Origin of the sequence: Methylotetracoccus oryzae (assembly GCF_006175985.1) — a bacterium.
Lineage (GTDB): Bacteria > Pseudomonadota > Gammaproteobacteria > Methylococcales > Methylococcaceae > Methylotetracoccus > Methylotetracoccus oryzae.
Window position 1 is genome coordinate 19,975 of sequence record NZ_SRSH01000022.1, and the last position, 24,187, is coordinate 44,161.

The 24,187-nt window shown below is 62.9% G+C and carries 21 protein-coding genes; 4 read left to right on the forward strand and 17 right to left on the reverse strand.

What is annotated here, in order from left to right:
• Positions 1–7 precede the first annotated feature (7 nt).
• Complete coding sequence (locus BWR02_RS18095; RefSeq protein ID WP_139559315.1) at positions 8–1,846, reverse strand: radical SAM protein; 1,839 nt, start codon at positions 1,844–1,846, stop codon at positions 8–10.
• Between the two features lie 560 nt (positions 1,847–2,406).
• A complete protein-coding gene (locus BWR02_RS18100) occupies positions 2,407–4,335 on the reverse strand; it encodes an esterase/lipase family protein (protein WP_139559316.1) in 1,929 nt (642 codons plus the stop codon).
• Between the two features lie 169 nt (positions 4,336–4,504).
• On the opposite strand from BWR02_RS18100, the gene BWR02_RS18105 reads away from it, so the two are divergent.
• Both BWR02_RS18105 and BWR02_RS18110 read left to right on the forward strand, forming a co-directional pair.
• Positions 4,505–5,650, forward strand: a complete 1,146-nt coding sequence (locus BWR02_RS18105; RefSeq protein ID WP_139559317.1) for a ligand-gated ion channel — start codon at positions 4,505–4,507, stop codon at positions 5,648–5,650.
• Positions 5,651–5,919: 269 nt separating this feature from the next.
• Positions 5,920–7,095 carry a trypsin-like serine peptidase gene (locus tag BWR02_RS18110; protein WP_201276319.1) on the forward strand — a complete coding sequence of 392 codons (1,176 nt, stop codon included), beginning with the start codon at positions 5,920–5,922 and terminating at the stop codon, positions 7,093–7,095.
• A 49-nt stretch (positions 7,096–7,144) separates the two neighbouring features.
• Here the strand turns inward: BWR02_RS18110 and trmB are convergent, their stop codons facing one another.
• The 9 genes from trmB to BWR02_RS18155 all read right to left on the reverse strand — a co-directional run bounded on the left by trmB (position 7,145) and on the right by BWR02_RS18155 (position 14,764).
• Positions 7,145–7,891: a tRNA (guanosine(46)-N7)-methyltransferase TrmB gene (gene trmB, locus BWR02_RS18115; RefSeq protein WP_139559318.1), complete on the reverse strand. Its 747-nt coding sequence runs from the start codon at positions 7,889–7,891 to the stop codon at positions 7,145–7,147.
• Positions 7,888–8,823, reverse strand: coding sequence for a vWA domain-containing protein (locus BWR02_RS18120; RefSeq protein ID WP_139559319.1), 936 nt, complete (start codon positions 8,821–8,823; stop codon positions 7,888–7,890). The genes trmB and BWR02_RS18120 overlap by 4 nt, the downstream gene beginning before the upstream one ends.
• Positions 8,820–9,380, reverse strand: a complete 561-nt coding sequence (locus BWR02_RS18125; protein WP_139559320.1) for a tetratricopeptide repeat protein — start codon at positions 9,378–9,380, stop codon at positions 8,820–8,822. Before BWR02_RS18125 ends, BWR02_RS18120 begins: the two co-directional genes overlap by 4 nt.
• The gene (locus tag BWR02_RS18130; protein WP_236102399.1) at positions 9,368–10,354 is read right to left on the reverse strand and encodes a vWA domain-containing protein; all 987 of its coding nucleotides are present in this window, start codon (positions 10,352–10,354) and stop codon (positions 9,368–9,370) included. The genes BWR02_RS18125 and BWR02_RS18130 overlap by 13 nt, the downstream gene beginning before the upstream one ends.
• On the reverse strand, positions 10,351–11,244 hold the full coding sequence (locus tag BWR02_RS18135) for a hypothetical protein (protein WP_139559321.1): 894 nt from the start codon (positions 11,242–11,244) through the stop codon (positions 10,351–10,353). The genes BWR02_RS18130 and BWR02_RS18135 overlap by 4 nt, the downstream gene beginning before the upstream one ends.
• A gap of 8 nt (positions 11,245–11,252) precedes the next feature.
• Entirely contained in the window at positions 11,253–12,227 is a 975-nt protein-coding gene (locus BWR02_RS18140; RefSeq protein ID WP_236102401.1) for a DUF58 domain-containing protein, read from the reverse strand.
• Positions 12,228–12,240: 13 nt separating this feature from the next.
• Complete coding sequence (locus BWR02_RS18145; RefSeq protein ID WP_139559322.1) at positions 12,241–13,269, reverse strand: AAA family ATPase; 1,029 nt, start codon at positions 13,267–13,269, stop codon at positions 12,241–12,243.
• 117 nt (positions 13,270–13,386) lie between these two features.
• On the reverse strand, positions 13,387–13,737 hold the full coding sequence (locus BWR02_RS18150; protein ID WP_129883294.1) for a hypothetical protein: 351 nt from the start codon (positions 13,735–13,737) through the stop codon (positions 13,387–13,389).
• A 238-nt stretch (positions 13,738–13,975) separates the two neighbouring features.
• Entirely contained in the window at positions 13,976–14,764 is a 789-nt protein-coding gene (locus BWR02_RS18155) for a 4'-phosphopantetheinyl transferase family protein (RefSeq protein ID WP_139559323.1), read from the reverse strand.
• Positions 14,765–15,037: 273 nt separating this feature from the next.
• On the opposite strand from BWR02_RS18155, the gene BWR02_RS18160 reads away from it, so the two are divergent.
• A complete protein-coding gene (locus BWR02_RS18160) occupies positions 15,038–16,204 on the forward strand; it encodes a calcium:cation antiporter (protein WP_139559324.1) in 1,167 nt (388 codons plus the stop codon).
• 93 nt (positions 16,205–16,297) lie between these two features.
• A complete protein-coding gene (locus BWR02_RS18165; RefSeq protein WP_139559325.1) occupies positions 16,298–17,005 on the forward strand; it encodes a tetratricopeptide repeat protein in 708 nt (235 codons plus the stop codon).
• Between the two features lie 559 nt (positions 17,006–17,564).
• Here BWR02_RS18165 and BWR02_RS18170 read toward each other — a convergent pair.
• The 6 genes from BWR02_RS18170 to rpoZ form a co-directional block, all read right to left on the reverse strand.
• A complete protein-coding gene (locus BWR02_RS18170) occupies positions 17,565–17,810 on the reverse strand; it encodes a hypothetical protein (protein ID WP_162560230.1) in 246 nt (81 codons plus the stop codon).
• Positions 17,811–18,108: 298 nt separating this feature from the next.
• Positions 18,109–18,648, reverse strand: a complete 540-nt coding sequence (locus BWR02_RS18175; protein WP_139559327.1) for a copper resistance protein NlpE — start codon at positions 18,646–18,648, stop codon at positions 18,109–18,111.
• 241 nt (positions 18,649–18,889) lie between these two features.
• Positions 18,890–20,965, reverse strand: coding sequence for an ATP-dependent DNA helicase RecG (recG, locus tag BWR02_RS18180; protein WP_236102403.1), 2,076 nt, complete (start codon positions 20,963–20,965; stop codon positions 18,890–18,892).
• Between the two features lie 10 nt (positions 20,966–20,975).
• Complete coding sequence (gene ridA, locus BWR02_RS18185) at positions 20,976–21,362, reverse strand: deaminase RidA (RefSeq protein WP_139559329.1); 387 nt, start codon at positions 21,360–21,362, stop codon at positions 20,976–20,978.
• On the reverse strand, positions 21,355–23,553 hold the full coding sequence (locus BWR02_RS18190; protein ID WP_139559330.1) for a RelA/SpoT family protein: 2,199 nt from the start codon (positions 23,551–23,553) through the stop codon (positions 21,355–21,357). The genes ridA and BWR02_RS18190 overlap by 8 nt, the downstream gene beginning before the upstream one ends.
• A 182-nt stretch (positions 23,554–23,735) precedes the next feature.
• Positions 23,736–24,020: a DNA-directed RNA polymerase subunit omega gene (rpoZ, locus tag BWR02_RS18195; protein WP_129883303.1), complete on the reverse strand. Its 285-nt coding sequence runs from the start codon at positions 24,018–24,020 to the stop codon at positions 23,736–23,738.
• Positions 24,021–24,187 lie beyond the last annotated feature (167 nt).

A 24,187-nucleotide genomic window follows, 5' to 3' on the forward strand; every position in this document is an offset into this window, starting at 1 on the left:
AGGCCTCTCACCAGAAGTGCAGCCGCGCCCAGCCCGATACGCCGATCGAGACGCGATGGCGGAGGAGACCAGCCCTCCGTCGCAGTCCTAGCTGACCGTTCCAGCGTCGTAGGGCCTGCCTGAGGCTACCGGGAAGCCAGTGGCGAGCCAGCGACGTTTTGCGACCCCAGAAGCGGTACTTGCCCGCGAACTCGAAGCCGGCAGTCAACAGGTTGGCATGGAGGCGCGGACAGGCCTCCGCGAAGGTTTCATCGCGGGATGCGTCCAGATCGTTCGTGAAGCGAATGAACTCCTCGCGGAGCAGCGCTGACTCGGCCGGCGCGGGACGCGGCCGCCGCAAACTGGCGATCACCGTGGACACATGCCATCGATTGGCGTCAGTACATTCCGTGTCCAGGTAGTCCGTCCAGGCCCGGAGTGCTTCGTCGATCACGGTCTGGGGCAACAGGTCGACACTGAGGTAACGGGGTTCCGTCAGCACGTTGTCCAGCACGAATGGAATCCCCTCCTGCTCACACAGGCGCACGAGATCAAGCAAACCGAACACGTTGTAAGCCTGGAGTGTGGGTCTGACCGAGATCGGTACGCCGGCTTCACGGAAAGCGAGAATATTCGTCTTGATTGCCTCCCATTTTGCGGGAGGCCTGATGTATTCCTGGACCGTGCCGATGCCATCGAGGCTGAAGCCAATCTCCACCTTTTGGAATTGCTTCAACTGCTCCGCCATGGCGGCAGAGTAAACGGTCCCGTTGCTGGTGATGTACAGCGCAATGTGTTGTGAGTGCCCGTCCCGCACCAGACGATCGAGAATGCGGGGCAGCGTCGGGTTGATCAGCGGTTCGCCACCGGAAACAACGATGTTTCTGAGGTGTTCCGGATGAGCGAAAACCTCTCCGAATACGACATCTTCGCTCTTGAACCAGTGTGGATTCTCCGGGATGCGGCTGACGATCTCGCGTGGCGGCCGCTTGCTGCTGATGGCCTTCGTGGTCAGCGTAAGGTCGCTAACGTCGATCTGCCCTCGGGCGCCTGTCAGCAGCAGCGACAGTTGCATTCCGGAAGGGCAGGACAGCGCGGGTTCGGGCTGGATCGAGAGTCGCCAACGGCGGCCTGAGAGCCATTTATTGGCGAGTCGTGTTCCATTGACCACGACCGTGAGACGGCAGGGGAAGAGCGAACGCTTGATCCCGGCGAGTTCGATCGCTGAGATCGCTTCCGAAATGCCCGGCAGGGTGATCGTTGCTTCGAGCTCCGCGATGGCACGGGTTTGTCGGTGATCCTCTTCCTCGAGTTGGCCGAACCCCGAATAGCTAATACCCTTGAGGTACTGGGGCAGTAATGCTTCGGTACGGGACAGGTCTCCTCTCCAGCTGGAATGCAAGGCGTCGGCGGCAATTTGCGAGCTGAATGTCGGGCTGCACATCCGGCATTTAAGATTGCACAGGTTCCCCAGCCATAGATGGAGTCCGGACGGTGGTGGCGCGGCCGCCTGCTCTTTCTCTACGATCGTCCGAGCTCTGGCGAAGAGTTCACTGTCGTCGGCTACCTCCATGATGTCGATTGCGGCGCGATTGGCTATCTGGCGCAGGCTGGTACCACCGTCACCTTCCTTCGCGTAGCAACCTTCGCACGCACCGATTGCCGTCCCGTCGAGCATCCGGCGGCGAACGTCGCGCATGTACTCCGAATTCCAGATTTGCTCGAAAGGCTCCGTGTGCAGGGAAAGGGTTCGATTACCCTGCGTTACTTTATGGGCCGTACTGCAACACAGGCTCGCCTTGCCGTCCGACTTGATATTGATTTGGTAAAACGGATATGCGCAGAAGGTTTTGTTGGTGTCGTGCATAGAGCCTCGCTGCGTTATCGGATTTCCTTTTTCACCGAGTGCGGGAGTCGTCCATGGCAGAAATCGCCATTACCTTCTGATCTTTATGGTTATATCGGTTCGGCTTGAAAACCATTTCATTGTTGCGGCTTTTCTGGTTTTGAAAGTGCTGCTACCAATGGAGGAGGGTCGCGGCCGAACTTTCGCTTGATGGTGGGAAACCAAAAAATGTGGGGGTTTAAGTCAAGTTAACAGAATACCACTTAAACCCGCCAGGCCCGAGTTGATTTTCCCGCACGGGGGCATCCATCCCGTGCATCGCCCCGAGTGAGTTCTGTCGGGGCGTTGTGCCCTGACGGGAAAGTCGGGCTAGGCCCAGCGGGTTGCCGTGGCGGGGGCGTCCGTATCAAGCTGGGGTCAGGCTGGTGCGCCGGATCCCGATTCGATAGGCGCGCAGCCTGTCAGCAGAAGCGGCAGGGCTTGGAGCGGCGTCTCCCCACCGTGGGATCCGGGGCAATTGCGGGGCGCTGCGGCACGTCAACAAAAATACCGGGGGAAGCAGGACGATGCGCGCGCGCCGTTCATCGTCTGCTCGTGTCAACCGGAAGTGCCGCTGCGTTGACCGACAGGTCTCCAGAGACGGGGTGCCCCAGGTGTTCGATCATGATCCGCCGCACTTCCTCGATGGTCGCGGGGTGCCCCTGGCAAGAGTGTCCGGAACGAACCACCAGTTCGGATTCAACCTTGTCGAGGTGGGCGCTGCGGTATTCCACGACCCCGTCGTTGCCCGTTGGTATCGCTTCACCGGGCAGCACGGCGATGATTGAATGGGCCTTGATGTCAGGGCCCAGCGGCAGCCTGAGCAGCGTCTCCAGCACGGGATTGTGCTCCGCCATGCCGTCGACGCTGGTGGGAACCTTGTCGCGAATCTCGTCAGGAACCTTCAATTGCCCGGTCAGGCGTGCGATACCGTCGGCGCCTCCCTGAATGAGGGTCGTGGGAAGCGTGACGAAGTTTCGGGCCAGCCGGCGGACCCAGCTCTTGGTCAGGAAGCTGCCGCGATGCGGTGTCGCAATGAAGACGATGCGCTTGACGAAAGGCAGCGGCTCGAAAAACATCGAGCGCTCGATCTTCTGCTTGATTTCGGGGCTGGCGTCCAGCGCCGCGACCGGCTTATCACTGACCGAACGCCATAACTCGTCGCCGGTCTTCACCGCGGTCATGTGCGTCAGCAGCCCCCCTTGACTGTGTCCGATGACGATCATCTGGCGCATCGCTGGATCCCGGCCCGCCGGGTCGAGGCGTGTGACCATGCCGGTCAAGGCATCGCGCAGATCGGCACCCGAGGCCGCCAGCATCAGGTTGCTGGTGTACTGATAGAACCAGAACTGGTAGCGCTTGCGGATCGTCGGGTCGCTGCGCAGCATGTTGACCATCTCGGCCCACCATACCGGGCTGCTCCCCGTGCCGTGCACGAGGACCACGGGAATCCGCCCTGGCTGATAGGGTTGGACGAACAGCACATGGTGCTTGATGTCCTCCCCGAACAGGAAGCGTTTCAGGCCCAGATTCCAGATGTCCGGATCATTCAGCCGATAGGCGAGCGGGGCCGTGGTATCTGATTGCAGGGGGACTTCCTTGCCCTTGAAGTTCACCGCATGGTCGTCATAAGCGGAGTACAGCTCCAGTCGCGCTTTGGCTCGACCGGCCTCCAGATCGCGCAGACCGCCCTCAAGCAGCAAGAACGCCGTCAGCGGCAGGGCGCCGCCGTTGGGGGCTTCCTCGGTGTTCTTCATGACCCCGATGAGCGGCGCGCCCATGCCGGGGGTGCGGTTGCGAATCGAGAAACCGTGCACATCGAAAGCGTCGGCCGGAAGAAAGGACTCGAAGTCCGATGTCTTCCACCCAAGCCGGCTGTTGTCGATCAGTACCGGCAAAGACTTGCCCGCGACGGTTCGCGCTCTCCCGACGAATTCAGCCCTGCCATCATCGCCGTTCGCAAAGGCTCGGGCCAGCGCGCGGTTATAGAGTTCGCAGGTTTCCCGAAAGCGGTGGTCGTAAGGTGTCGGTGCTGGTTCGGCGCCATCGCCCAACAGATAAAGGAACGCATAGATTGCCGATTGCAGGAACAGGTCACGCTGCGCCGGTTGGCCGTTCCGGGTCGAAGACACCTGCTCGCCATAGGCATAGCTGAGTTCGGCCAGTGCGTACAAGATATCCCGCCGGTCATCCTTCAGTGCAATCCGGTGCAGTTGCATGATGGCCTGCCAAGGATCCGACTCGTACACATCGCCCAGGTTGTAGCGGTGCAGCACAGCCTTGGCGTCATTGCTGAGTTCGGCGCTGGTCAGCGGGTTACGCGATGCGATCTGATACGATTCCTCGGGTGTGACGCGCGTGACACCGATGGGTGTCGAGCATCCCGCGCTCCCGAGCGCGATTGCGATGAGCAGGTTTCCGGAAAGTTTCCGTCGCGAAGTCAGGGACGGAGAGTACTGTCTTTGGTGCATCGGTTGCTCAAGATTGATGACGGCGTGTCGTCATGATGCCACGCAAGCGTGTAGCCAAAAGGGGGCGATTCCGTGTCGCCCGCGGTACGATCCCGGGCCGCGTGCCACTACAATCACCACCACAGGGCCCGTCGCCCCTTACCCACTTTACCGCACGCCCCATCGCGTCATGAGACATTTTTTTGGACCTCCGGGCCGGGACCGTTCGGTCGCAACCGCGTTCGGCCTGTTTCTGGTTCTTTGCATTGCTGCCGTCATCCTGATCCGTACCGGGCTGCTGGAATCACCGGAGCTCGAACTGGGCGACCGGGTCACCCCGGTGGCGGGTGAGATGCGGACCACCGAGGGTATTCCGATTCAGATCGGGGCGTATCTCGAAAACGTCTACCTGTTTTCCTCCGACGATGGAACGTTCGATGCGGACGGCACGGTATGGCTGATTTTTCCGGAGCAGGCCGCGCAACTGTTGAGAGAACGGGAATTGGCTCCAGCCGATCTGCTGCATTTCGTCAATCGCATCGACGATTGGGATTTCTCCCTGGAGCCGCGGCAGAAGGAACCGCTTCGGCTCAGCGATGGCCGCTCATACCAGGCATTCCGTTTCTCGGGACATTTCTACGTGAACGACCTGGATTTTCACCGGTTTCCGTTTCAGACGGTCCGGCTACCACTGGTGTTGGAATTGTACGAGTTGGGCACCGAACCGGAGCGACCGGTTCTCAACCTGCTGCCGGATCGGACGGCATCGGGGGTTGCCTCCTATGTCAGCGTTGTCGGCTACCGCACGGTCGGTTTCCACATCGCCTCGGGGGTTCGCGAATACGCGACTGATTTCGGTCTGGGTGGTGTCGACAGTCGCGCTCATCGAACGCGTCAGGTGTCATTCGTCGTGTCTTACCAAAGGTCCGTGAATTCGGCCTTGCTGACCCTGTTCCTGCCCCTGATCGTCCTCATGGCGCTGGTGCTGTTTTCGCCGATGCTGTCGGCCTCGCTCTGGGACGTCCGCCTCGGGATCCCTCCAATGGCCTTGCTGACCCTGATATTCCTGCAGCAGGGTTACCGGGACAAATTGCCCGAGCTCCCCTACATCACGTTCATGGACGTCATCTACAACCTCTGTTATTTCGTGAACCTGATCCTGTTCGCGCTATTTCTTTGGGGTTCCAATCGGTTGCATCTGGCGTCCGAGGACGAGAGGCCGGACGTCGTCTGCTCTCTCGATGTCATCGACCGCCGGTTTCAATTGGGACTCTCCCTGGCCATCATCTTGCTGGCACTGGTCAACTGGTTCGTCATCGCAAGCCATTTCGGTTAACGTGAAAGAGTCGCGCAGCGACACCGGCGCGCCTCTCCCTCCGGGAGAGGATGGGTGAGGACAAGCGGTCATGGCACGCATGCTGGCAGCATCCGGGGTGGCCGAAGGCCATGACCCTTAGCACGAGGTTTGGTCATGGGATGTGGCCGCGAACGGCGACCCCGCGCGTGGGTTGGTTGTGTGTCGCCCAGGAAAGCGACCGTTCCGGGGCCGGCCGAGTGATGACCCGGGTATCGCACTGAATTCGCGTCATCGGAGGTGACCGGCATATGTTCAAGGCCAATCTGCAATGCGCTTGCCTTTCGCTGTTGGTCGGCCTTTTCGCCGACCGGGCGGGGGCCGCCGGGATGACGGCGGAGCGTTTGTCACCGCGGGGCGACGGCCGGATGACCGTCCGTGATTATGCCAACGCCCGGGCGATGCCCCTTCCCGGAGCCGATGCGCGCTCGGGAATGGCCGTGCCTTCGGCGAGACGCGCTGCCGGCAATCTCAATCCCGGTTCCTCCACGGGCAGCGCGGGGGATGGCAAAACGGTGCCCGAGGTGATTGTCCCGCGCCATCGGCTGCAGGTCTCCCAGCGGAATGATGCGGAAGGTGGCATCGAACCTCAGGCCTTCGGACACGCCGGTCAGCCCTTTACGACTTCCCGCGTGGACCTGAGGGGTAACCCGGTTTCCCGATTCCACCCTTACAGCGAGACCGGAAGGCTTTTCGTCAAGGTCGCAGGTCAGACGCTGTATTGCTCGGCGGCGCTCATCAAGCGGGGGCTGGTCGTGACCGCAGCGCATTGCGTTGCGAAGTTCGGGCGGGGACAGGCATTCGACACCATTCGTTTCGTCCCCGCCTATCTTAGGGGCGTTGCGCCATTCGGGACCTGGCGGGCGAAGCAGGTCCTTGTCCCCAAAGCCTACCTTGATGGCTCCGACGCGTGTGTCGCGCACAGCCCCGGCGTCATCTGTGAAAGCGACATGGCAGTCATCACGCTGACCGCCAAGCCCGGCAGCTTATGCACGGATGACTATGCCGGCGATCATGCCGGTTGGTATCGCATCGGCTGGGATGGCTACGGCTTCACCGACGAGAATCAGGCATTGATCTCGCAGTTCGGGTATCCCCTGTCGCACGACGACGGGCAGATGATGCAGCGCACCGACTCACAGGGCTACATCAATTTCCTGTTGGCCGACAACACGGTCATCGGCAGTCGCCAGACCAACGGTGCGAGCGGTGGGCCCTTGCTGGTGAACTTCGGACGCGTCGCGGTATTGAGTGGCACGACGCGTGGTGCGGATGCCGCCCCGAACACCGTGGTCGGGGTCACCAGTTGGGGCTACACCGACCGCACGCTCAAGCAGATGGGCGCAAGTCCGTTCCTGTCGACGAATATCAAACTTTTGGTTGATGCGGCCTGTGCCGCGACGCCCGCCGCTTGCGGGAGCTGTTGAGGCTGTGCGGCCGGCGGAGTGCGCGTGGTGACCGACCGACCATGGTCAGTCAGGGCGAGGCCTCGCCGGCGGTCAGGGCGCTACGGTGAAAGACGAGATCCCATACGCCATGGCCCAAGCGCTGCCCGCGGCGTTCGAATTTGGTCTCGGGCCGATAGACCGGGCGTTCGCTGAAGCCGCCGGACGGATCGGCATTGACCAGTTCCGGACACGCGCCCAGCACGTCCAGCATCTGGTGGGCATAGTCTTCCCAGTCGGTTGCGGCGTGGAAGAGTCCGCCCGCGCGGAGCTTGCCGACGGCGAGTCGGACGAATTCCGGGTTGAGCAGCCGCCGTTTCTGGTGCCGCTTCTTGTGCCAGGGATCCGGGAAAAAGACGAACAATCCCGACAGCGATGCGTCCGGAACGCAGCGCTCCAGCACCTCGACCGCATCGTGGGTATAGACCCGCACGTTACCCAGGCCGCGGCGTTCCAGTTCCAGCAACAGGTGGCCTATACCGGGCGGGTGGACCTCGATGCCGATGAAGTCGTGTTCCGGCTGGATTTCGGCCAGGTGCGCCAGGGTTTCCCCATTGCCGAAGCCGATCTCGACGAACACCGGCGCGTCGCGCCCGAAGGTGGCGCGGGGAGCGAGCGGTAGTGACGGGTCCAGACCGAAGCGCGGCAGCAGCTCGTCCAGTGCCTTGCGCTGCGCTGGTGTGATCCGCCCCTGGCGCCGGACGAAACTGCGGATGCGTGCCGGCTGCGGCTCGCCTGCATGGTCGATTGGCCCGGCCAACTCCTGCGTCTCCGTCATCGCGCGACCGCAGGCCGACGCAAGCGCGGCGTGTGCCAGTAACTGGCGATCAGCAGCAGCCAGGCCAGGCCGGCGAGCAGCGGCGCCAGATCGACCTGAACGCGCTGCGGTTCGGCATAGTGGTCGGAACGCAGTGCGTGCCGCAGGTCCTCCGCGCTGTTCAGCCGCAGATAGTCCAGTCCGGTGCTCGCGGCGAGACGCTTCAGGTGATCCTCGTGCAGGCGCGACAGGTAGAACCCGCTCGGCGGGGTCTCCGGTATCGCCTGCGCTTCGAATTGCTGGGTGGGCGTGCGATCCTCGGGCGCGGTCAGGTCGGCGTTTTCCCAGTAGCCGGTTTGTCGGTTCTCGCGGTCGAGCTTCGGCACCAGCATCGGCTGCGAGCCGCCCACGCCGACCACCACGCCCTTGACCTCGCCGGCCTTGCCCATGAACGGCGGCGTGATCGCTTCGTCAGGCGTCTGCTGGCCGTCCGACAGGAACACCAGACGGGTTGCCGGTTTGCGCTGGCCGACCTGGCGCAAGGCGTTGTACAGTCCGGTTGCGATGTAGCTGTCGGCCGCCCAGGCCATGCGCCAATCGATATGCGACAACACATCGGTGATGATCGGTAGGTGTTCGCAGATTTCCAGCGGCTCGAACAGCAACTCGGCGTTGCGGGTCGTGAACAGGCCCAGGCCGACTTCGGAACCGCAGGGCAACTCGAACAGCGCCTCGGCAAGCGTCTGCTTGACGAAGCCGAGCCGGTCGGCGGGCTGTCCGGTGACGTGGTAGTCACGGACGTTCATGCTCTGCGTGATGTCGATCACGAAGAAGTACCGAAACACGTTGCGCTCGAACGGGACGCGCGGATGCGCGATCGCCACCGCGGTCAGCACCGCGGCCAGCAACGCCAGCCAGAGCCGCCACCGGAAGGGGCGGTCGCCGCTTGTCACGGACCGCCTCCGGGCAGGCTTGGCATGGTCGCGAACACGCTGCTCTTCGAGCCCTGGAAGTCGCTCTTTGCCCGTTCCTTCGGCGGTGGCGTGATGCGGTGTGCGTATTCGAGGTTGTAACGCGCATCCCAGGCGTCCGGATTCAGGCGCAGCGCGGCGCGGTAGCTCTCCTTTGCGAGCGCGACCAGCGTGTCGACGCGCGCGTATTCGAGCACGCCGACCGCATTCCACAACGGGGCTGCTTCACGCAGGTACAGGTTGGCGATGTTGTAGTGGACGCGCTCGCGGAATTCGGGCGTGCCCTCGCGGAGGACGGTGTTGTACAGCCGCAGTGCTTCCTGCTCATTACCGCGTGCGGCTTGCGCGCGGGCCGCGGCAAAGACCAGTTCCCGGTCCGTGTCGTCGGTGAGCGTGATCCGGCCAGGCTCGGCGAGCGCGCGGTTGTCGCGTTCGAAGCGGGACCATGCCAGTCCCTCGTAGGCGGCGAGGCCCAGGAACGCCAGGGTCGCAAGGCCGAGCGCTGGCGTGCCCGGAAGCAGCTTTTTCAGAAACGCCATCGGTCGACCTCCAGGGCGCGCGAAGCGAGCAGTGGCAACAGAAACACCAGTGCGGCGACATAGCCATACGTGGAAAGATCCTGCCGCGGGATTTTTTCCAGATAGGGCAGGGGGTCATTCTCCAGCGCTTCGATATCGGCGACCGCGCGCCGCAGCGCATCGGCATTCTCGGCTTCGTAGGCGCGATAAGGGCTGCCGAGGGTCTGGAAAAACTGGTGCAGAAAATACTCGGGCGTCGTCGACTCCCCGGGATTCTCGGGCGGCGCATCCAGGTGGACACCCGTGCGGTTGCGGAGATAGATCCAGTACAGTCGCGCGTCGGTGCCCGAGAAACCCTGGTGCAGCCGTTCGCGCGTTTCTTCCTCGATTCGCGCCGCGCCATCCGATACCAGCAGGATGATACGCGCTCCCCCCTTGCGGCGACCTTCAAAAAAATCCAGCGCCATAGCGAGGCCCGAGCCGATATTCGTGATGCCGTGGCCGCGCTCGGTCGAACTGCGCACGGCGGCCGACACGGCCCCGCGGTCCTGCGTCAGAGGCAGCACATAGATCGGCGCGGCACTGAACGCGACCACCGCAAACAGATCGTCCTTCCGGCGCGTGACGAAATCGGTCAGGATCTCGCGGGCGACAGCGCCCTTGGTTTCCCGCGCGGCGCCGCCGAGATAGCGGCCGACAAAACTCTCGTTCATGCTGCTGCTACGATCGATCAGTAGCACGATTTCGGCGCCGAAGCCCAGGCGCTCCACGGTCTGTTCACGCCGATAGGGTCCTGCGACGGCGACCACAAGTGCGATCAATCCGAGACTCGCGGACAGTCTCACCGTGCGGTCGATCAGGGTCGAGACACGGTCGGTCGGTGCGACCGTGAGGCTGGAATAACGCAGCGGGCGCTGGCCGCTGGCCAGCCACGGAATCAGCGCCGACAGCGCCGCGAGCAGCAGCCACGGCATCGCGAAACCGACGTTCGTCACGCGCTGCGTTCCAGTCGGGCGCAGCGACGGCAAAAGCCTTCGAGCGCCTGGCAATGGACCGAGACATCGGTTTCTTCCGCACCGGGTTCGAAGAAATGGCGCTGCGAGGCATCGAAGAAGGCCTCGAATTCCGCACGCAACGGAGCGAAGACCGGTCTGGCCTCGAAGAACGCATCGAGCATCGCTGGGAACACCGGTTTGCCGTGGGTCTTGGCCAGCGCCTCATGAACGGCACGCAGACCGGCATCCAGTCGGACGCCGGGGCTGGCTGAGCGCAGCCGCGCGATGCGCCGGCAGGCGTCGGCGAACGGGCGACGCCTACCCAGGCCGGGAATCAGGCCGAAACGAGAAGCCAGCGCCAGGACTCCGAGCGCCGCGGCGGACAGGAAAGCGACGAACCGGTAGAACGCCGACTGCGCCGGGAACTGCCGTTCATGCGCATCCCCGCGGAGCATGACCTTGTCGTCGGGTGTGGCCGGCGGGATAAGCGGGATCAGGCCGAAGGACCATTCCGGCGTATGGATCTCGGCATTCGTTCCGCCGACGCGGTAGGCGATCGCGAGCGGCGGGATCACCGCCGTTTCCGGATCGCGTATGCCCTTGAAAACCTGGTAGGTCACGTCGATCCGCACCACGTGGGCACTCTCCTGCTCCCAGCGGAGGGTACGGAGGTCCAGCCAGTCGTTGACTGCGCCGGGGCTGGGCAGCAGCGGTGTCACCAGTTCGGCGCCGTCCGGCAGCCACAGCCGGAGGTGATGCTCGATCAGACTGCCCAATGTGTAGCCGAAATCGCGCGAGGCCTGCAGCTCAAGGTGCGGGGCGGCCGTCTCGGCCCGCAGGGCCCCGGCGGCTAGGCATAGCATCAGCGCAATCGAACGCATCAGGGCCATGGGTCTGGCTACTCGGTCAAGAAATAGCGCGTCAGCGCATCGGCGTCGAACGGATCATCGAGAAAAAACGGTCGCCGGCCATGGCGTCCGCAGATGCGGTTCAACTCGTCGCGGCGGTTCCGAAAATTCTCCATGAAACGCTCGCGCAGGCTCGGACGCATGAACAGGCGGCGCTGCCGGCCGGTTTCGGGATCGGCGAGATTGATCCAGCCGAAAGCGGGCAGCTTCTGGTATTCAGTGTCCGACCACACGACGATCGGAACGACATCGTGGTGCACGAAGGCGTCGAGCACCCGGTTCGTTTCGTCCGCACCGAGATGAAAATCGGATACCAGGAACACGAGGCTGCGCTGTCGCCCGAGTTGCGCGGCGGCGGCGCACAGGCCCTCGACCGATGAGTGTCCGTCGGGTTCCAGCGTGGACAAGGTGTTCCGGAAGTCTTCGGGCAGGCCCTTGTACCACCGCAGCGGAAGGCACAGATCCGAGCGCAGCGCAGTGTCGCAGGCCAGGAAGCCGAACGGATCGCCCGTCCGGAAAGCGGAATAGGCCGCCGCCGCACAGAAGTCGGCAATGCGGGCCAGCTTGCCCGAGCGTTCGCCGAAACCCATTGAGGCCGAGACGTCGGCCACGACCTGGACCGGGACCGAGCTGCGCTGGCGGAACACGCGAACCATGAACTGACCGAAGGGGTCGTGCAGCGTCGCATGCACGTCGATGTGGCGCGGCTCGGGATAGGCCATCAGCGGCGCGTGGCCGTAGAACTCGTCGCTGCCCCCGGTCTGGCTGCTGCGGTGGTGACCAGGATGAACCCGGAACGACCGCCAGCGGATCGGGTAATGGAACTCAGAGGTTGCGAAAAGACCTGCTGTGCGGCCCGATTGCGGCGTCGCGCGGTGCTCGGAATCCTCACGTACGCCGTGTACGTTCCGGTTCCTGCGCTCCGGGCGCCTTGCACTCGTGCCGCTCACGACGGTTTTTTTCACAAACTCTCAGCGATCAGGGCGCTGGGACGTTGTTCAGGATGCCGGTCATCAGTTCGCCGATCAATTCCGAGCGCCGCAGTTCATAGACCGGGTGGAAGAATACGCGGTGCGCCGTGGTTTCGCGAAACACGCCGCGGATGTCCTCGGGCACCAGATAGTCCCGGCCGTCCAGCCAGGCCGCGACGCGGGCCGCGCGCATCATCATGCTGACACCGCGCGCGCTCGCGCCGGCCAGAATCAGCTGATCCATGTCGAGGTTGCCGATTGCGACGTCATAGGCCGCGGGCTTTCGAGTGGCCTCCCACAGGGCGAGCGCGTACTGCTGCAAAGCGTCGCTGGCGCGCACCGATTCCTGGATGATCGGCGCCAGACCGGCGATTTCCCGATACGGTAGCACGCCGGGCACGATGCTCTCGAGCAGCTTGTCGACGTCGTGGAAGCGCGGGTTGAACATCAGTTCCAGCCGCTCCGCCTGGTCTTCAGGCGCTTCGATGTGCAATTCCATCAGGAAACGGTCGCGCGCGGCGGACGGAATCTCGAAGGTTTCCTCCTTCTCGACCCGGTTGCGGTCGGCGAAGACCTGCAGGTGCGGGAAGAAATGCTCGCGGTTGAATGCGGTCACGCTGCGCTCGGCCATCACGCGCAACAGCAGCGAGTGCACCTGGGGACGTGCCCGGTTGACCTCATTGAAGAAGAACACGGACAGTTCCGGGCCGTGCTTCAGGATGGGGCCGGGGTCGACCTGGGGCTTGCCGTCTTCGTTGATGTACGTGTGGTACACCAGATCGTTGGGCATCAGGTCGATGGTGCCCTCGATCCGTTCGTAGGCGCCGCCGATACCGCGCGCGACGGCACGCAGCAGGGTCGTCTTGCCGACGCCGACGTCACCCTCCAGCATCACATGGCCGCGGGCGAAGATCGCCAGCGTGATGTGCCGAATCGGGCCATCCATGCCGATAAGGCATTGCTTGATGGAGGATTCGAGGGCGAGGGCGCGGGGGCGCCAGTCGGCGAGCAGGGAATCGTGGCCGGAGGAACTCATGAGTCGTTGGCTACACAGTTACTCGACGGAAATGACGGAATGGAGGGCTTGGCGGCCCTGCCGGAACGGGTCGGGTTCGGGATGGGCGGGACGGTGTACCGACCCGCCCGGAGCTGGTCAGGCCGTGGTCGGGCTGTCGCTGGTCGCAGGCTTGCTGTCCTCGATCAGCGGATCGAAGCGGCGCAACTGCGCCTGACCGAAGGCGATCAGCTCCATGCCGATATCGATGACCAATTGGTACAACTGGGGCAACTGATAGATCCGGTAGCCGAGGTAGCCGACGCCACCGATGCCGAGTGCCGCAGCGATGACCGTCGGGAGACCGATCGCACTGAAGATCCGGGTCAGCTGGGTCATGACGTCGAGCGGGAGCAACAGCAGGAAGCCGAAATACACCAGCACCATGAACATGAACAACACGAACGTGAAGAACTTAAGCACCTTGGCCAGGACCCACTCTAGTTTCATCGGCATACCTCTGCGAACTTTAATCTGAGGAAAAATCAACGCGACACAGTTCCCGCGGTCCGACGCGACAGCGCCGAAGACGCCGCTCAGGGGCGGGACGAAGGGGGTTCGGTGTTCGATCGGGATGGTGACCCCGGCGGGCTTGCCCACCGGCCCATCGCCGCTAATCGTTGAATACTATCACATCGCCTGCCTCGCGACAGCGCTCCGCGAGCGGTCGGCTGGCCGCGCGGCTGTGCTAAGCGGGCAGCAGCAGTTTGCCTGGTGCGAAGTTGTACTCCCTTGGCTGAGCCATCGGGCGGTCCAGTGCGACCGCAGCACTGATTCCGGTCGGCAATGGCAATTCCGCGAAATGCCATGAACACGCAACGTCCGGTGGCGGTGCCGGCGCGATCAGCCGTGGTCGCGAGCCCGTGCAATCGAAGACGCAACGGTTCAGGCCATAGGCCAGGCCTCGGCCGATGGCTTTGCAGAAGGCCTCCTTCAATGTCCATAGTCGGAACAGCGCCGCCGTCTGCCGTGCCGGGTCCAGACTGCGCAGCCAGGTCCGTTCGCTCTCGGCGCAGCAGCGCTGCAACAAGGTATCGACATGCCGGATTTGTCGCCACGCCTGAAGGTCGATACCGATCTGCCCGTCCCACGCCAGCGCCAAGACGCCTCGGCCCGCCGTATGCGATACGTTGAAGACCAGGCCGCGGGCGCCGTCCGAATCGGCCAGTTGCGGCTTTCCGTGTGGCCCTGCAGTGATGACGACCGAGCGCGGATTCACGCGCAGGTACCGGCCGATGACGATCCTGAGCGTCGCGCGGGACGCCATGAAGCGCCGGCGCGAAGCGGGGTCCTTGAACTGCGCGCTGCGGCGCAGTTCCTGCTCGGACAGCAAGGCGCCCAGGGCACCGGCGGGCGCGACCGTTGCATCGATGTCGAAGTGCCAACAATGTACCGCGCCGCTGGCAAGTTCGGTGATGTCGTACGATGCGTCGCCGAAATCGCGAGGCGGCACGGTAACTTCGGTCCGGGTCCACATCGGTTTGAGGTGTTGGGGTGGTGCGCGCTGGGTCCTGTGACAGTGCGCCGAAGTGTAACGCGTTGCCCGGTATCGGACCCAGACTGCGACGTTCAACCCGATCAACTGCTATCGCCGGGTGGCTTTCACTTTCAGCGGTGCTGACGGGCCTGTACCCTAGCGGTGCAGTATCCGCGCCAGGGGCGGACCGCGGGTTCCCCCTCCGGTCGGATTGCTGGCGGTTCCTCAGATCGGGTACCGGCCGGACTGTGCCCCATCACCGCGAGGGTATCGATGCACGACTCCACGACCACGAAGCCGCAGACACCGCTGAAGCGGGGCCACTCACCGCATTTCTGGGGTCTGGTTCCGATCGGCGTCGCCTGGCTGTTGTGGGCGCTGCTCAAGACAGAGTCGCTACATCTACCGCTGGAAACCGTTCCAACGACGGCGCTGGGCTACGGTGTGGCGATCTTCGGAGTGATGCTGGGCTGTGTATCCTCCGTGGTCCGTCGTGCCGATCGTCTGGCCGAACTGCTTCGTGAGCCTGTCGGAACCCTCATTCTGACCTTGTCCGCGACCCTGATCGAGGGCAGCCTGATGCTGGCGGTCATGTTGGAAGGGCGCCAGAATCCCACGCTACTGCGCGACACGGTTTTCGCGACGCTGATGTTGTCGATGAACGCACTGGTGGGACTGGCGCTCACGGGCGGTGCCTGGCGGCATCGCGAACAGAGCTTCAATCTGCGAGGTGCCTTGTCCTTCCTGCACCTGATCATCCCGCTGTCGCTGATGTTGCTGATTCTGCCGAACTACACGCGTTCGACACCCGGCCCGACACTGGCGCCACATCAGGAGGCGTACCTCGGTGGTCTGTGTCTGGTGGTCTATGCGCTGTTCTTGCTGATCCAGACGGGACGCCATCGGTCGTACTTCGATCACCTTGACGTAGGACGCGCCGATCCGAGCAGTCGGCCGCTTTCGGCCGCAATCCTCCGCAGCCATCGCCGGGAGGTTGCCGTCAATGCCGTCGCGCTTGTTGCATCGCTTCTTCCGGTATTGTTGCTGGCGAAGTTTCTGGGCCGAGTTATCAATTACGGGATCGATGAACTCGGCGCGCCGACGGCGCTCGGGGGGCTGATCATCGCCAATCTCGGCTTGATGTCCGAGGGTGCCGGTGCGCTGCGTGCTGCGCTCGCGAACCGGATGCAACGCGCGGTGAACATCTGCCTGGTGTCCTCCCTCGCCACGATCGGGCTCACCGTGCCGGCGGTGCTGCTTGCTGCCGGATGGCTCGACATGCAGCTGACGCTGGGGCTTGCGGGCAAGGACGCGACGCTTCTGGCCGCTACCCTGTTGAGTGCCGTGCTCACCTTCGGCAGCGGCTCGGCCAACCTGCTGCAGGGCATCGTTCATCTGATGCTGTTCTTCGGGTATGTTATGTTCATTCTGTTTCCCTGAGCGTCTCCGGACCAGGGCGTGACGGTCGCCCGGATAAGACTAGCTGCTGCGGGATTCCTGGCAATCCGGGGCGCCACTATTGCGGTGCATTGCATGAAACCTGAACGCCGGTGGTTCGCCCTGGCCCCGCTTCTGATCGCCTTCGTTGCGCCCGGCATGGCGGGCGCGCCGCCGGATGTCGTCGCTCTCGCCGAACAGTTGGATCAGGAGTGGGCCGAGATCTTCTATGATGCCAACGAAGCCGGTAAGGCGAGGCGCCTTGTCGACCTGCTCGCTCGTGCGGAAGCATTCAAGGCTGCCAACCCAGCCTGGGCTGAACCGCGGATCGTCACTGCCGTGACGCTCTGCTCCCTGGCCGGCGTCGACTGGGGCCTCGATTCCCTGAGTCGTATCGATCAGGCACGACAACTCCTGACGCAGGCCGTCGACCTCGATCCCAAGGCAATGGAGGGTGCGGCCTATATTGCGCTGGGCAATCTGTACTGGCGTATGCCAGGTTGGCCGATCTCCTTTGGTGACGACGCGCGGGCGCGGCAGTATCTGACGAATGCCGTGAACCTTTTTCCCGCAGCGATCGACGCCAACTTCTTCATGGCCGACTTTCTGATAGATCAAGGGGAATACCAGCAGGCCCATACCTTTTTGGAGAGAGCCGAGCGGGCGCCTATCCGAGCCAGTGCCCGGACATCCGACGCGAGGTTGAAAGAGGAGATGGTCGAGGCGCGACGTGTCATCACCGAGAAGGGCCGTTCCCGGTCCGGCCTTTTCTCCCGTCTGTTGCCGGATTTTGGGTCTTCGTAACAGAGATAATTACATTCCCTGCCAGCTGCTGGTCGTTGGATGCGCTGATATCTCGGAGGAGAGGTCGTCGGGATCAGGTTCTTCTGGGGCAGCGGTGTTCAAGGGCTTGCTGGAACTGGCTATTCCATGGGAATGCCGGAGGTGGCAGTCCATGAGTCGTTGTCGATAGGAGCCGAATCCTGATTCCGGTGGCGCGGGATCAACTTCAACCTTGGTACCGCATCTGCCTTCATAGATGCCGATCTGGGCTCGCGGCGATACCAATGCTGCGCGGACGACGCAGGCAGTGGTCCGGCCCGCCTTTGTCACTGATGCTACGATACTCCAATTCTTCTGTTTGACAGTGACGTAGCGCGCATGAATCCTGCAAATGGGGGTGGTCAGCGTCGTAAAAAAGTGTATGGGTTTAACGAGGAAGCAGAGAATTTTGACTTTCTCTGAACTCAATGCAGTTGCGTTTCGGGTTGTCGATGATCCTCATCAAGGACATGCGAATTCCTTCTTCACGCGACATTATCAGTAGCTGTATCAGTATGAGACCTGGGCTGATGCAAGCCGATCACTTGATCCCTATTTCAACTGGCTCAGCGTCCGCCATGAATTGCCAGACAGGATTCGTCAGATCTATGACTGGAATAAGAATCTCGGTGGTCTCGACGCTGAGTTTCCGCCCGTTTGGATGATTCTGGCCCGGTGTGGTGTATTTTTTTTCGACGTCTTCATGATCCTGCTTCGACAGAGAAGGGCCGACTTCAATACGCTTTTTTGCAAACAATCGCGCTGCCGCGATGCATCGATACCGCATGGCGCGGCCTTGTGTTGCGCGATCTTTATTCGTCGGTTTTGTGAGTTCTGCGCCATTCGTGCCGCCTGTCAGGCTCTGTTATTGGAGCGAAAGGGGGGGGCACGCGAGCATGTTTGGCGATACTGACGGCGAACACGGGTGTGCGCTACTGGTATTCCAGGGAAAAGTGATTCGATAAGGCAATCGCTGGCGGGATGCCAAGGGATGGCAACTTATCCGGTTTCGCATTTGCGTGATGAGCCACGTATCACGCCTGCTCGTGGATAGGAGAGTCGAGGCATCTTTCGGCGGTGATCGCTCAATGCACGTGCATGGTGCGATTGTTTGCCTTATCGCTTCGTTGCAGCAGGTACCTGTCCTGGTCTCCGCTCATATGTGCGCCATCACTGGTTAGGTAGAGTAGCGTTTCCTCTCCCTTGATCGCGAGCCGACGCTGCGGGGCATCCTTGTTTGGGGTAAGCGTCAGAACCCCGGCCGTATCGTCCCACTGATATTTTCCTTTCTCGAAAGACTCCCGGTTCTGGGGCTTCGCAGGCTGTATGACCAAAAGATATCTATCCTTGGCATTCAAGGAGAGGGTCATTTTGATGCCATTGCAGTCCTGCTCATGACAGGGAAGGTACCCATAAAAAACGCCCCGGAATTGACCTGGCAATTGACTGGGGCTCAGGTGCGTTGAGTGATCCATCTCGCCCCCCTGGCTCTGTTCGCGTGCCTTGAGAGCCTTTTCCTGCATTTGCATATCGGTTTCTGCGAGAGCGGCGTTGAGTGAGGACAGTAGGGCACCGAAGATAAACACTAGGCGTCGTCTGGTCGTGTTCCGGTCGGAAGGTGTCATACGGAGCTTCTCCTGTTCCTTTGTTCCTGATGTGTTTCGCCGTGCGGGCCGGACCTGCCTGCCGCCATTTACGATCGTCGCGGTATATTAGCGTGCCTGACCGGCGCTGTCCTTTGTTCTGGTGTTGTGGGTGTCTGAGCCGAAGTCGCGTCTGTGAACTCGGGCGCGTAGTATCGCCTCGGTATGGCAAAAGTGGTGAGCGGCTGGTTCGGGACAGTCGGCTCATCGGCGACTTTGCCGGTCATACCTCGGCATACTGAATCGAGCGCCCGATCCAGCGGTGATGCAGCTGAGCGGGAACGGTGGAATCCTCAGCGCCGACTCGGTCGGCGGCCTCGGCGACCCGCGGCAGCATCCAGGCGTCTCTGGGCAGCGCGGCGACGCGGAAGCTGCCGCCACCGGTCTGCCGCGTGCCAAGCAGCTCCCCCGAGCCGCGTAGCTCCCAGTCCTTCTCGGCAATCGCGAAGCCATCGTTCGACTCCCTGAGTATGTCGAGGCGTTGCCGGGCAGTGGTGCCCAGCGGGGGTTGATACAAGAGCACGCAGAAGGCGTCGCCGGCACCGCGCCCGACGCGGCCGCGCAACTGATGCAGTTGGGACAGGCCGAAGCGCTCCGCGTTTTCTATGATCATCAATCCCGCGTTCGGAACATCGACCCCCACTTCGATCACGGTCGTCGCAACCAGCAGGTCGAACTCGTGGCGCTTGAATGCCTGCATGACACTCTCCTTGTCGGCGCTTTTCATCCGCCCATGGACCAGGCCAATGCGGATCCCGTCCAGCGCTGCCGAGAGGCCTTTCGCCGTCTTTTCCGCTGCCTCGCACTGCAGCGTCTCAGACTCCTCGATCAGGGCGCAGACCCAATAGGCCTGCCGTCCCCTGCCGACCCAGTCGGCAATGCGTCCGATGATCTCGTCCCGGCGATCGCCGCGCATCGCGATGGTCCGCACCGGTGTCCGTCCAGGGGGCAGGGCATCGATGACGGACAGATCGAGATCGGCATAGTCGAGCATCGCGCGTGTCCGGGGAATCGGAGTTGCGGTCATGATCAGCTGATGCGGGACCAGGGTGCCGGTGTCGCCCTTGGCGCGCAGGGCGAGTCGCTGGTGCACACCGAAGCGGTGCTGCTCGTCGATGATGACCAGCCCCAGCCGATGGAACGCGACATGGCGCTGGAACAGAGCATGGGTGCCGATCACGACGCCGGCGCGGCCTTCGGCGACACGGGCCAACCGTTCTTCGCGCTGGCTGTTCTTGTGGCGGCCCAGCAGTAGCACAATCTCGACGTCGAGCGGCGCTAGCCAACCGCTCAGGTTCGCGAAGTGTTGCTCGGCCAGCAACTCCGTGGGTGCCATCAGCGCCGTCTGCCATTGCGACGCAGCGGCGGTCAGCGCAGCGAGTGCCGCGACGACGGTCTTGCCGGACCCGACGTCGCCTTGCAGCAGGCGCATCATCGGCGCGGCTTGTCGCAGGTCCTGCCCGATCTCTGCCGATACCCGCTGCTGCGCAGCGGTCAAGGCAAACGGCAGCTGCGACTCGAAGGCCTGGCGGGTCCGGACGTCGAGCGCAAGCACCGGCGCTGCCTGCCGGCGACCCTCGACGCGTCGTCTGAGCATACTGAGGCGATGGGCGAGCAGTTCCTCGAAGGCAAGGCGTTCGCGCGCCGCGTCGGTGCGTTCCGCGTCGTTTGTCCCCGGCTGGTGGAGCAGACGCAGCGCTTCCGGCAGCGGTGGGTGAGCGGATGTCGGGCCAGGCCGGTCGGCGAGCGGGTCGTGCAGACTGGCGCTACCCGAGTCCAGTCGTTGCAGGGTTTGTTCGACCAAGCCGCGGAAGGTGCGCTGGCGCAACCCCTCGGCGATCGGGTAGACGGGCGTCAGTCCCGTTTCGGTTGGACCCGCTCCATCCGGAGTGGGGAAGCGGTATTCGGGATGGATCATTTCCGGTCCGAGCAAGCCGATGCGAACCTCGCCGAAACACTGGATGTGCGCGCCCGGAATGAAGCGCGACAGCTGGGTCGCACTGTAATGAAACAGCCGGATGTACAGCGTGCCGGTCTCATCCTCCAGGCGGCAGACAACCGCCCTGCGCCGTCCTCTGGCCGCTTCGATACCAGCGACGCGGGCGTGTACCAGAGCGCGAACGCCGGGTACCAGGGCGGCGATCGGCGTTAGTTCCGTCCGGTTTTCGTAGCGGAGCGGCAGATGAACGAGCAGGTCGAACAGTGTGAAGAGGCCCAGCTTGCCGAGGCGCTCGCGCGTCGCATGGCCGATCCCCTTGAGGGTGTCGATCGGCAGCGCTTCCAGGGCCGGCGCCGGCACCGGCGTGGGGCTATTGACCGATGACCAGTATCGCGTCCATTTCGACCGCGGCGCCGCGCGGCAGTGACGCGACGCCAATCGCAGCCCGGGCCGGGTAGGGTTCGGAAAAATAGTCCGACATGACCGCATTCACCCGCGGAAAGTGCGTCAGGTCGGTGAGGTAGACGTTCAGCTTGACGATGTCGGACAGGCCTCCGCCCGCCGCCGCCGCGACTGCTTGCAGGTTGTCCAGCACACGTCGTATCTGCGTGTCGATCGGGCCGGCCACCAACTCCATCGTGGCCGGGTCCAGCGGGATCTGGCCCGACAAATACACGGTGTCGCCGGTTCGGATCGCCTGCGAATACGTGCCGATCGCGGCGGGGGCCTGATCGGTGTGAATCACTTGCCTAGTCATGCCTGCGGGTCTTCTTGGTTTCCGATTTGACGCGTGTGATGCGCGTGACGACCGACAGCTTGCGCAACTCCCGCATCACGTTGGCCAGGTGGGCCCGGTCGCGAACGCTGAGCGTAATGATGTCGGTCGATATCTGGTTGTCCTGATTCGTGATTTGGACGTTTTCGATATTGGCGGACATCCGGGAGATGCTTGCCGCGACCTGGGCCAGCGTGCCGGGCTGGTTGAGCAGTTCGAGCCGGATCACGGCCGGGAAGTCGCCGCTGGCCTGCTTGTCCCACTCGACGTCCACCCAGTTCATCTGCTTCATCCGCAGCTCGGTGACGTTCTTGCAGTCGCTCTGGTGGATAACCAGGCCCTTGCCCGGATTGAAGAAACCGATGATCGGATCGCCCGGAATCGGGCGACAGCATTTGCCCAGGTTCACGACCATGTTTTCGGTGCCCTTGATCACGAGCGGGGAGCGCGTCCTCTTTCGCGATCCTTGGGTCGTATCGGGACCGGCTTCATCCTGAACCAGGTGCTTGATGATCAGGAATGGCAGTCGGTTGCCGAGGCCAAGGTCTTCCAGCAGCGCATCGAGTGACGGGAGGTCCAGACTCGTCAGGAGTTGGTTGATATTTTCGCCGGGCAGGTCCTCCAGCGTCGTGCCCTGGGCCGCGAGTTCCTTCTCGAGCAGGCGTCGGCCGAGCGCGATGGCTTCCTGCTTCTTGAAATTCCTCAGGTAGCTGCGTATCGCGGCCCGCGCTTTCGCTGTCACGACATAGCTCAGCCACATCGGGTTCGGACGTGCCCACGGGGCGGTCACGATCTCGATGGTCTGGCCGTTCTCGAGGGTGGTTTGCAACGGCACCAGCGCGCGGTCGATACGGGCTGAAACGCAGGCATTGCCGATGTCGGTATGGACGGAATAGGCGAAGTCGACGACGGTCGCGCCGCGTGGCAGCTTGATGATCTTGCCGCGTGGGGTGAACACGTAGACTTCCTGCTGGAAAAGGTCGACCTTCAGGTTGTCGAGGAACTCAAGCGAGTCGCCGGCGGTTTGCTGGATTTCGAGCAGGTTGCGCAGCCACTCATAGGCGCGGGCCTGACTGCGGTCGCCGAGTTCGCTGTCGGACTTGTACAGCCAGTGGGCGGCAATGCCGGACTCTGCGACCTGGTTCATGGCGCGCGTCCGGATCTGAATCTCGAGCGGCATCCCGTGCGGACCGATCAGTACGGTGTGCAGTGATTGATAGCCGTTGCCCTTCGGTACGGCAATGTAATCCTTGAAGCGGCCGGGCACCGGCTTGTAGAGGTTGTGCACCATCCCCAGCGAGCGGTAGCACTCGTCGACGTTACCGACGACGATCCGGAACGCGAAGAAATCGTGTACCTGCTGGAAAGTCAGCCGTTTGCTCCGCATCTTCTGATACAGGCTGAACAGGTGCTTCTCCCGGCCGATGACCTGGTAGCCGACGATGCCGGCCTGTTCGAGTCGCTTCTTGACGCTGCTCTCGATGAGCGCCATGACTTCCTTGCGGTTGCCGCGGGCCTTGCGGACGGCTTGCTGCAGCACCCGATAGCGCAGCGGGTGCATCGCCGCGAAGCCCAGGTCTTCCAGTTCGATCCGGACCTCGTTCATGCCCAGCCGGCTCGCGATCGGGGCATAGATATCCAGGGTTTCGCGGGCGATGCGGCGTCGGCGCGGCGGGCTCATCGCTTCCAGCGTTCGCATGTTGTGCAGCCGGTCCGCGAGCTTGACCATGATGACGCGCAGGTCCTTGATCATCGCCAGGACCATTTTGCGCACGTTCTGTGCCTGCGCTTCGGCGCTGGATTTGCAGTCGAGCTGCGTCAGCTTGCTGACGCCGTCGACCAGTTCGGCCACCTCGTCGCCGAAATCCTGGCGCAACTGCTCCTTGGTGACCGGTGTGTCCTCGATGACGTCGTGCAGGATTGCCGCCATGATGCCTTTGGCATCCATGCGGAGTTCGGCGAGTATCAATGCCACCGACAGGGGATGGCAGATGTAGGGTTCGCCGCTGAGCCGGAACTGCCCCTCGTGCGCCGTGCGCGCGGCCTCGTAGGCGCGGAAGATGTCGGCGATCTGCGGTGCGTCGAGGTACGACGCGGCGATCCCGGTGAGCCGTCTCGCCAGTTTGTCCTGCGGGAGTTCAGGCGCTTCCGTGCGTGACAGCGGGATGATCATGACGGCCCGGGCCTGCTGCGGGCCAGGCACTGGTTGGCGGAGAACCCTGGCCGGTATGGCAACGCCCCGACGATCGGGATCATCGTGGTCGGCAGGGGTTCCGTGAGAGTGACCATGACGGCGTGGTAAAGCTTGGGTTGAGATTCATCCACGCGTCGAGGTCAGCAAACCGTCCTTGCCTGTCAAATGTCGTCGTCGAAATCGGCGTGGTCGTCGAAATGCACCGGCGGCATCGGGCGCTCGATCACGAAACGATCGGGCTTGGGCGCCTCATGCAGGTAGGCAGGACCAATCTCCCCGGCGGCGATCTCCCGCAAGGCAACCACCGTCGGCTTGTCGTTGGTCCAGGGAACCTTGGCATCGTCGGGGTAGCGTGCGATCTGCCGCGCGCGCTTGGCGGCCAGCAGGACGAGTTGGAAACGGTTTTCGACCTTGTCGAGGCAATCCTCGACTGTCACTCTTGCCATGAAACTACCTCTGGACGGCTCGGCGTTGCGTAAGGGGGAAACTAGTATCGCCCAAAGCTCGCGCTGCTGTACAGCGTTTTGACAACGCTCTGTCGCGTCTTGTTCACAGCGTGGTGGTTACGGCCACTCGGCCGCTGCCGAGCCTGGGGAGAATCTCGGGTTGCGGG

What these genes read in the sequence shown, in the direction of transcription:
- BWR02_RS18095 (WP_139559315.1), bottom strand. Translation starts at nt 1,846, where the DNA reads ATGCACGACACCAACAAAACCTTCTGCGCATATCCGTTTTACCAAATC.
- BWR02_RS18100 (WP_139559316.1), bottom strand. Translation starts at nt 4,335, where the DNA reads ATGCACCAAAGACAGTACTCTCCGTCCCTGACTTCGCGACGGAAACTT.
- BWR02_RS18105 (WP_139559317.1), top strand. Translation starts at nt 4,505, where the DNA reads ATGAGACATTTTTTTGGACCTCCGGGCCGGGACCGTTCGGTCGCAACC.
- BWR02_RS18110 (WP_201276319.1), top strand. Translation starts at nt 5,920, where the DNA reads ATGTTCAAGGCCAATCTGCAATGCGCTTGCCTTTCGCTGTTGGTCGGC.
- trmB (WP_139559318.1), bottom strand. Translation starts at nt 7,891, where the DNA reads ATGACGGAGACGCAGGAGTTGGCCGGGCCAATCGACCATGCAGGCGAG.
- BWR02_RS18125 (WP_139559320.1), bottom strand. Translation starts at nt 9,380, where the DNA reads ATGGCGTTTCTGAAAAAGCTGCTTCCGGGCACGCCAGCGCTCGGCCTT.
- BWR02_RS18135 (WP_139559321.1), bottom strand. Translation starts at nt 11,244, where the DNA reads ATGGCCCTGATGCGTTCGATTGCGCTGATGCTATGCCTAGCCGCCGGG.
- BWR02_RS18145 (WP_139559322.1), bottom strand. Translation starts at nt 13,269, where the DNA reads ATGAGTTCCTCCGGCCACGATTCCCTGCTCGCCGACTGGCGCCCCCGC.
- BWR02_RS18150 (WP_129883294.1), bottom strand. Translation starts at nt 13,737, where the DNA reads ATGAAACTAGAGTGGGTCCTGGCCAAGGTGCTTAAGTTCTTCACGTTC.
- BWR02_RS18155 (WP_139559323.1), bottom strand. Translation starts at nt 14,764, where the DNA reads ATGTGGACCCGGACCGAAGTTACCGTGCCGCCTCGCGATTTCGGCGAC.
- BWR02_RS18160 (WP_139559324.1), top strand. Translation starts at nt 15,038, where the DNA reads ATGCACGACTCCACGACCACGAAGCCGCAGACACCGCTGAAGCGGGGC.
- BWR02_RS18165 (WP_139559325.1), top strand. Translation starts at nt 16,298, where the DNA reads ATGAAACCTGAACGCCGGTGGTTCGCCCTGGCCCCGCTTCTGATCGCC.
- BWR02_RS18170 (WP_162560230.1), bottom strand. Translation starts at nt 17,810, where the DNA reads ATGCGGTATCGATGCATCGCGGCAGCGCGATTGTTTGCAAAAAAGCGT.
- BWR02_RS18175 (WP_139559327.1), bottom strand. Translation starts at nt 18,648, where the DNA reads ATGACACCTTCCGACCGGAACACGACCAGACGACGCCTAGTGTTTATC.
- ridA (WP_139559329.1), bottom strand. Translation starts at nt 21,362, where the DNA reads ATGACTAGGCAAGTGATTCACACCGATCAGGCCCCCGCCGCGATCGGC.
- BWR02_RS18190 (WP_139559330.1), bottom strand. Translation starts at nt 23,553, where the DNA reads ATGATCATCCCGCTGTCACGCACGGAAGCGCCTGAACTCCCGCAGGAC.
- rpoZ (WP_129883303.1), bottom strand. Translation starts at nt 24,020, where the DNA reads ATGGCAAGAGTGACAGTCGAGGATTGCCTCGACAAGGTCGAAAACCGT.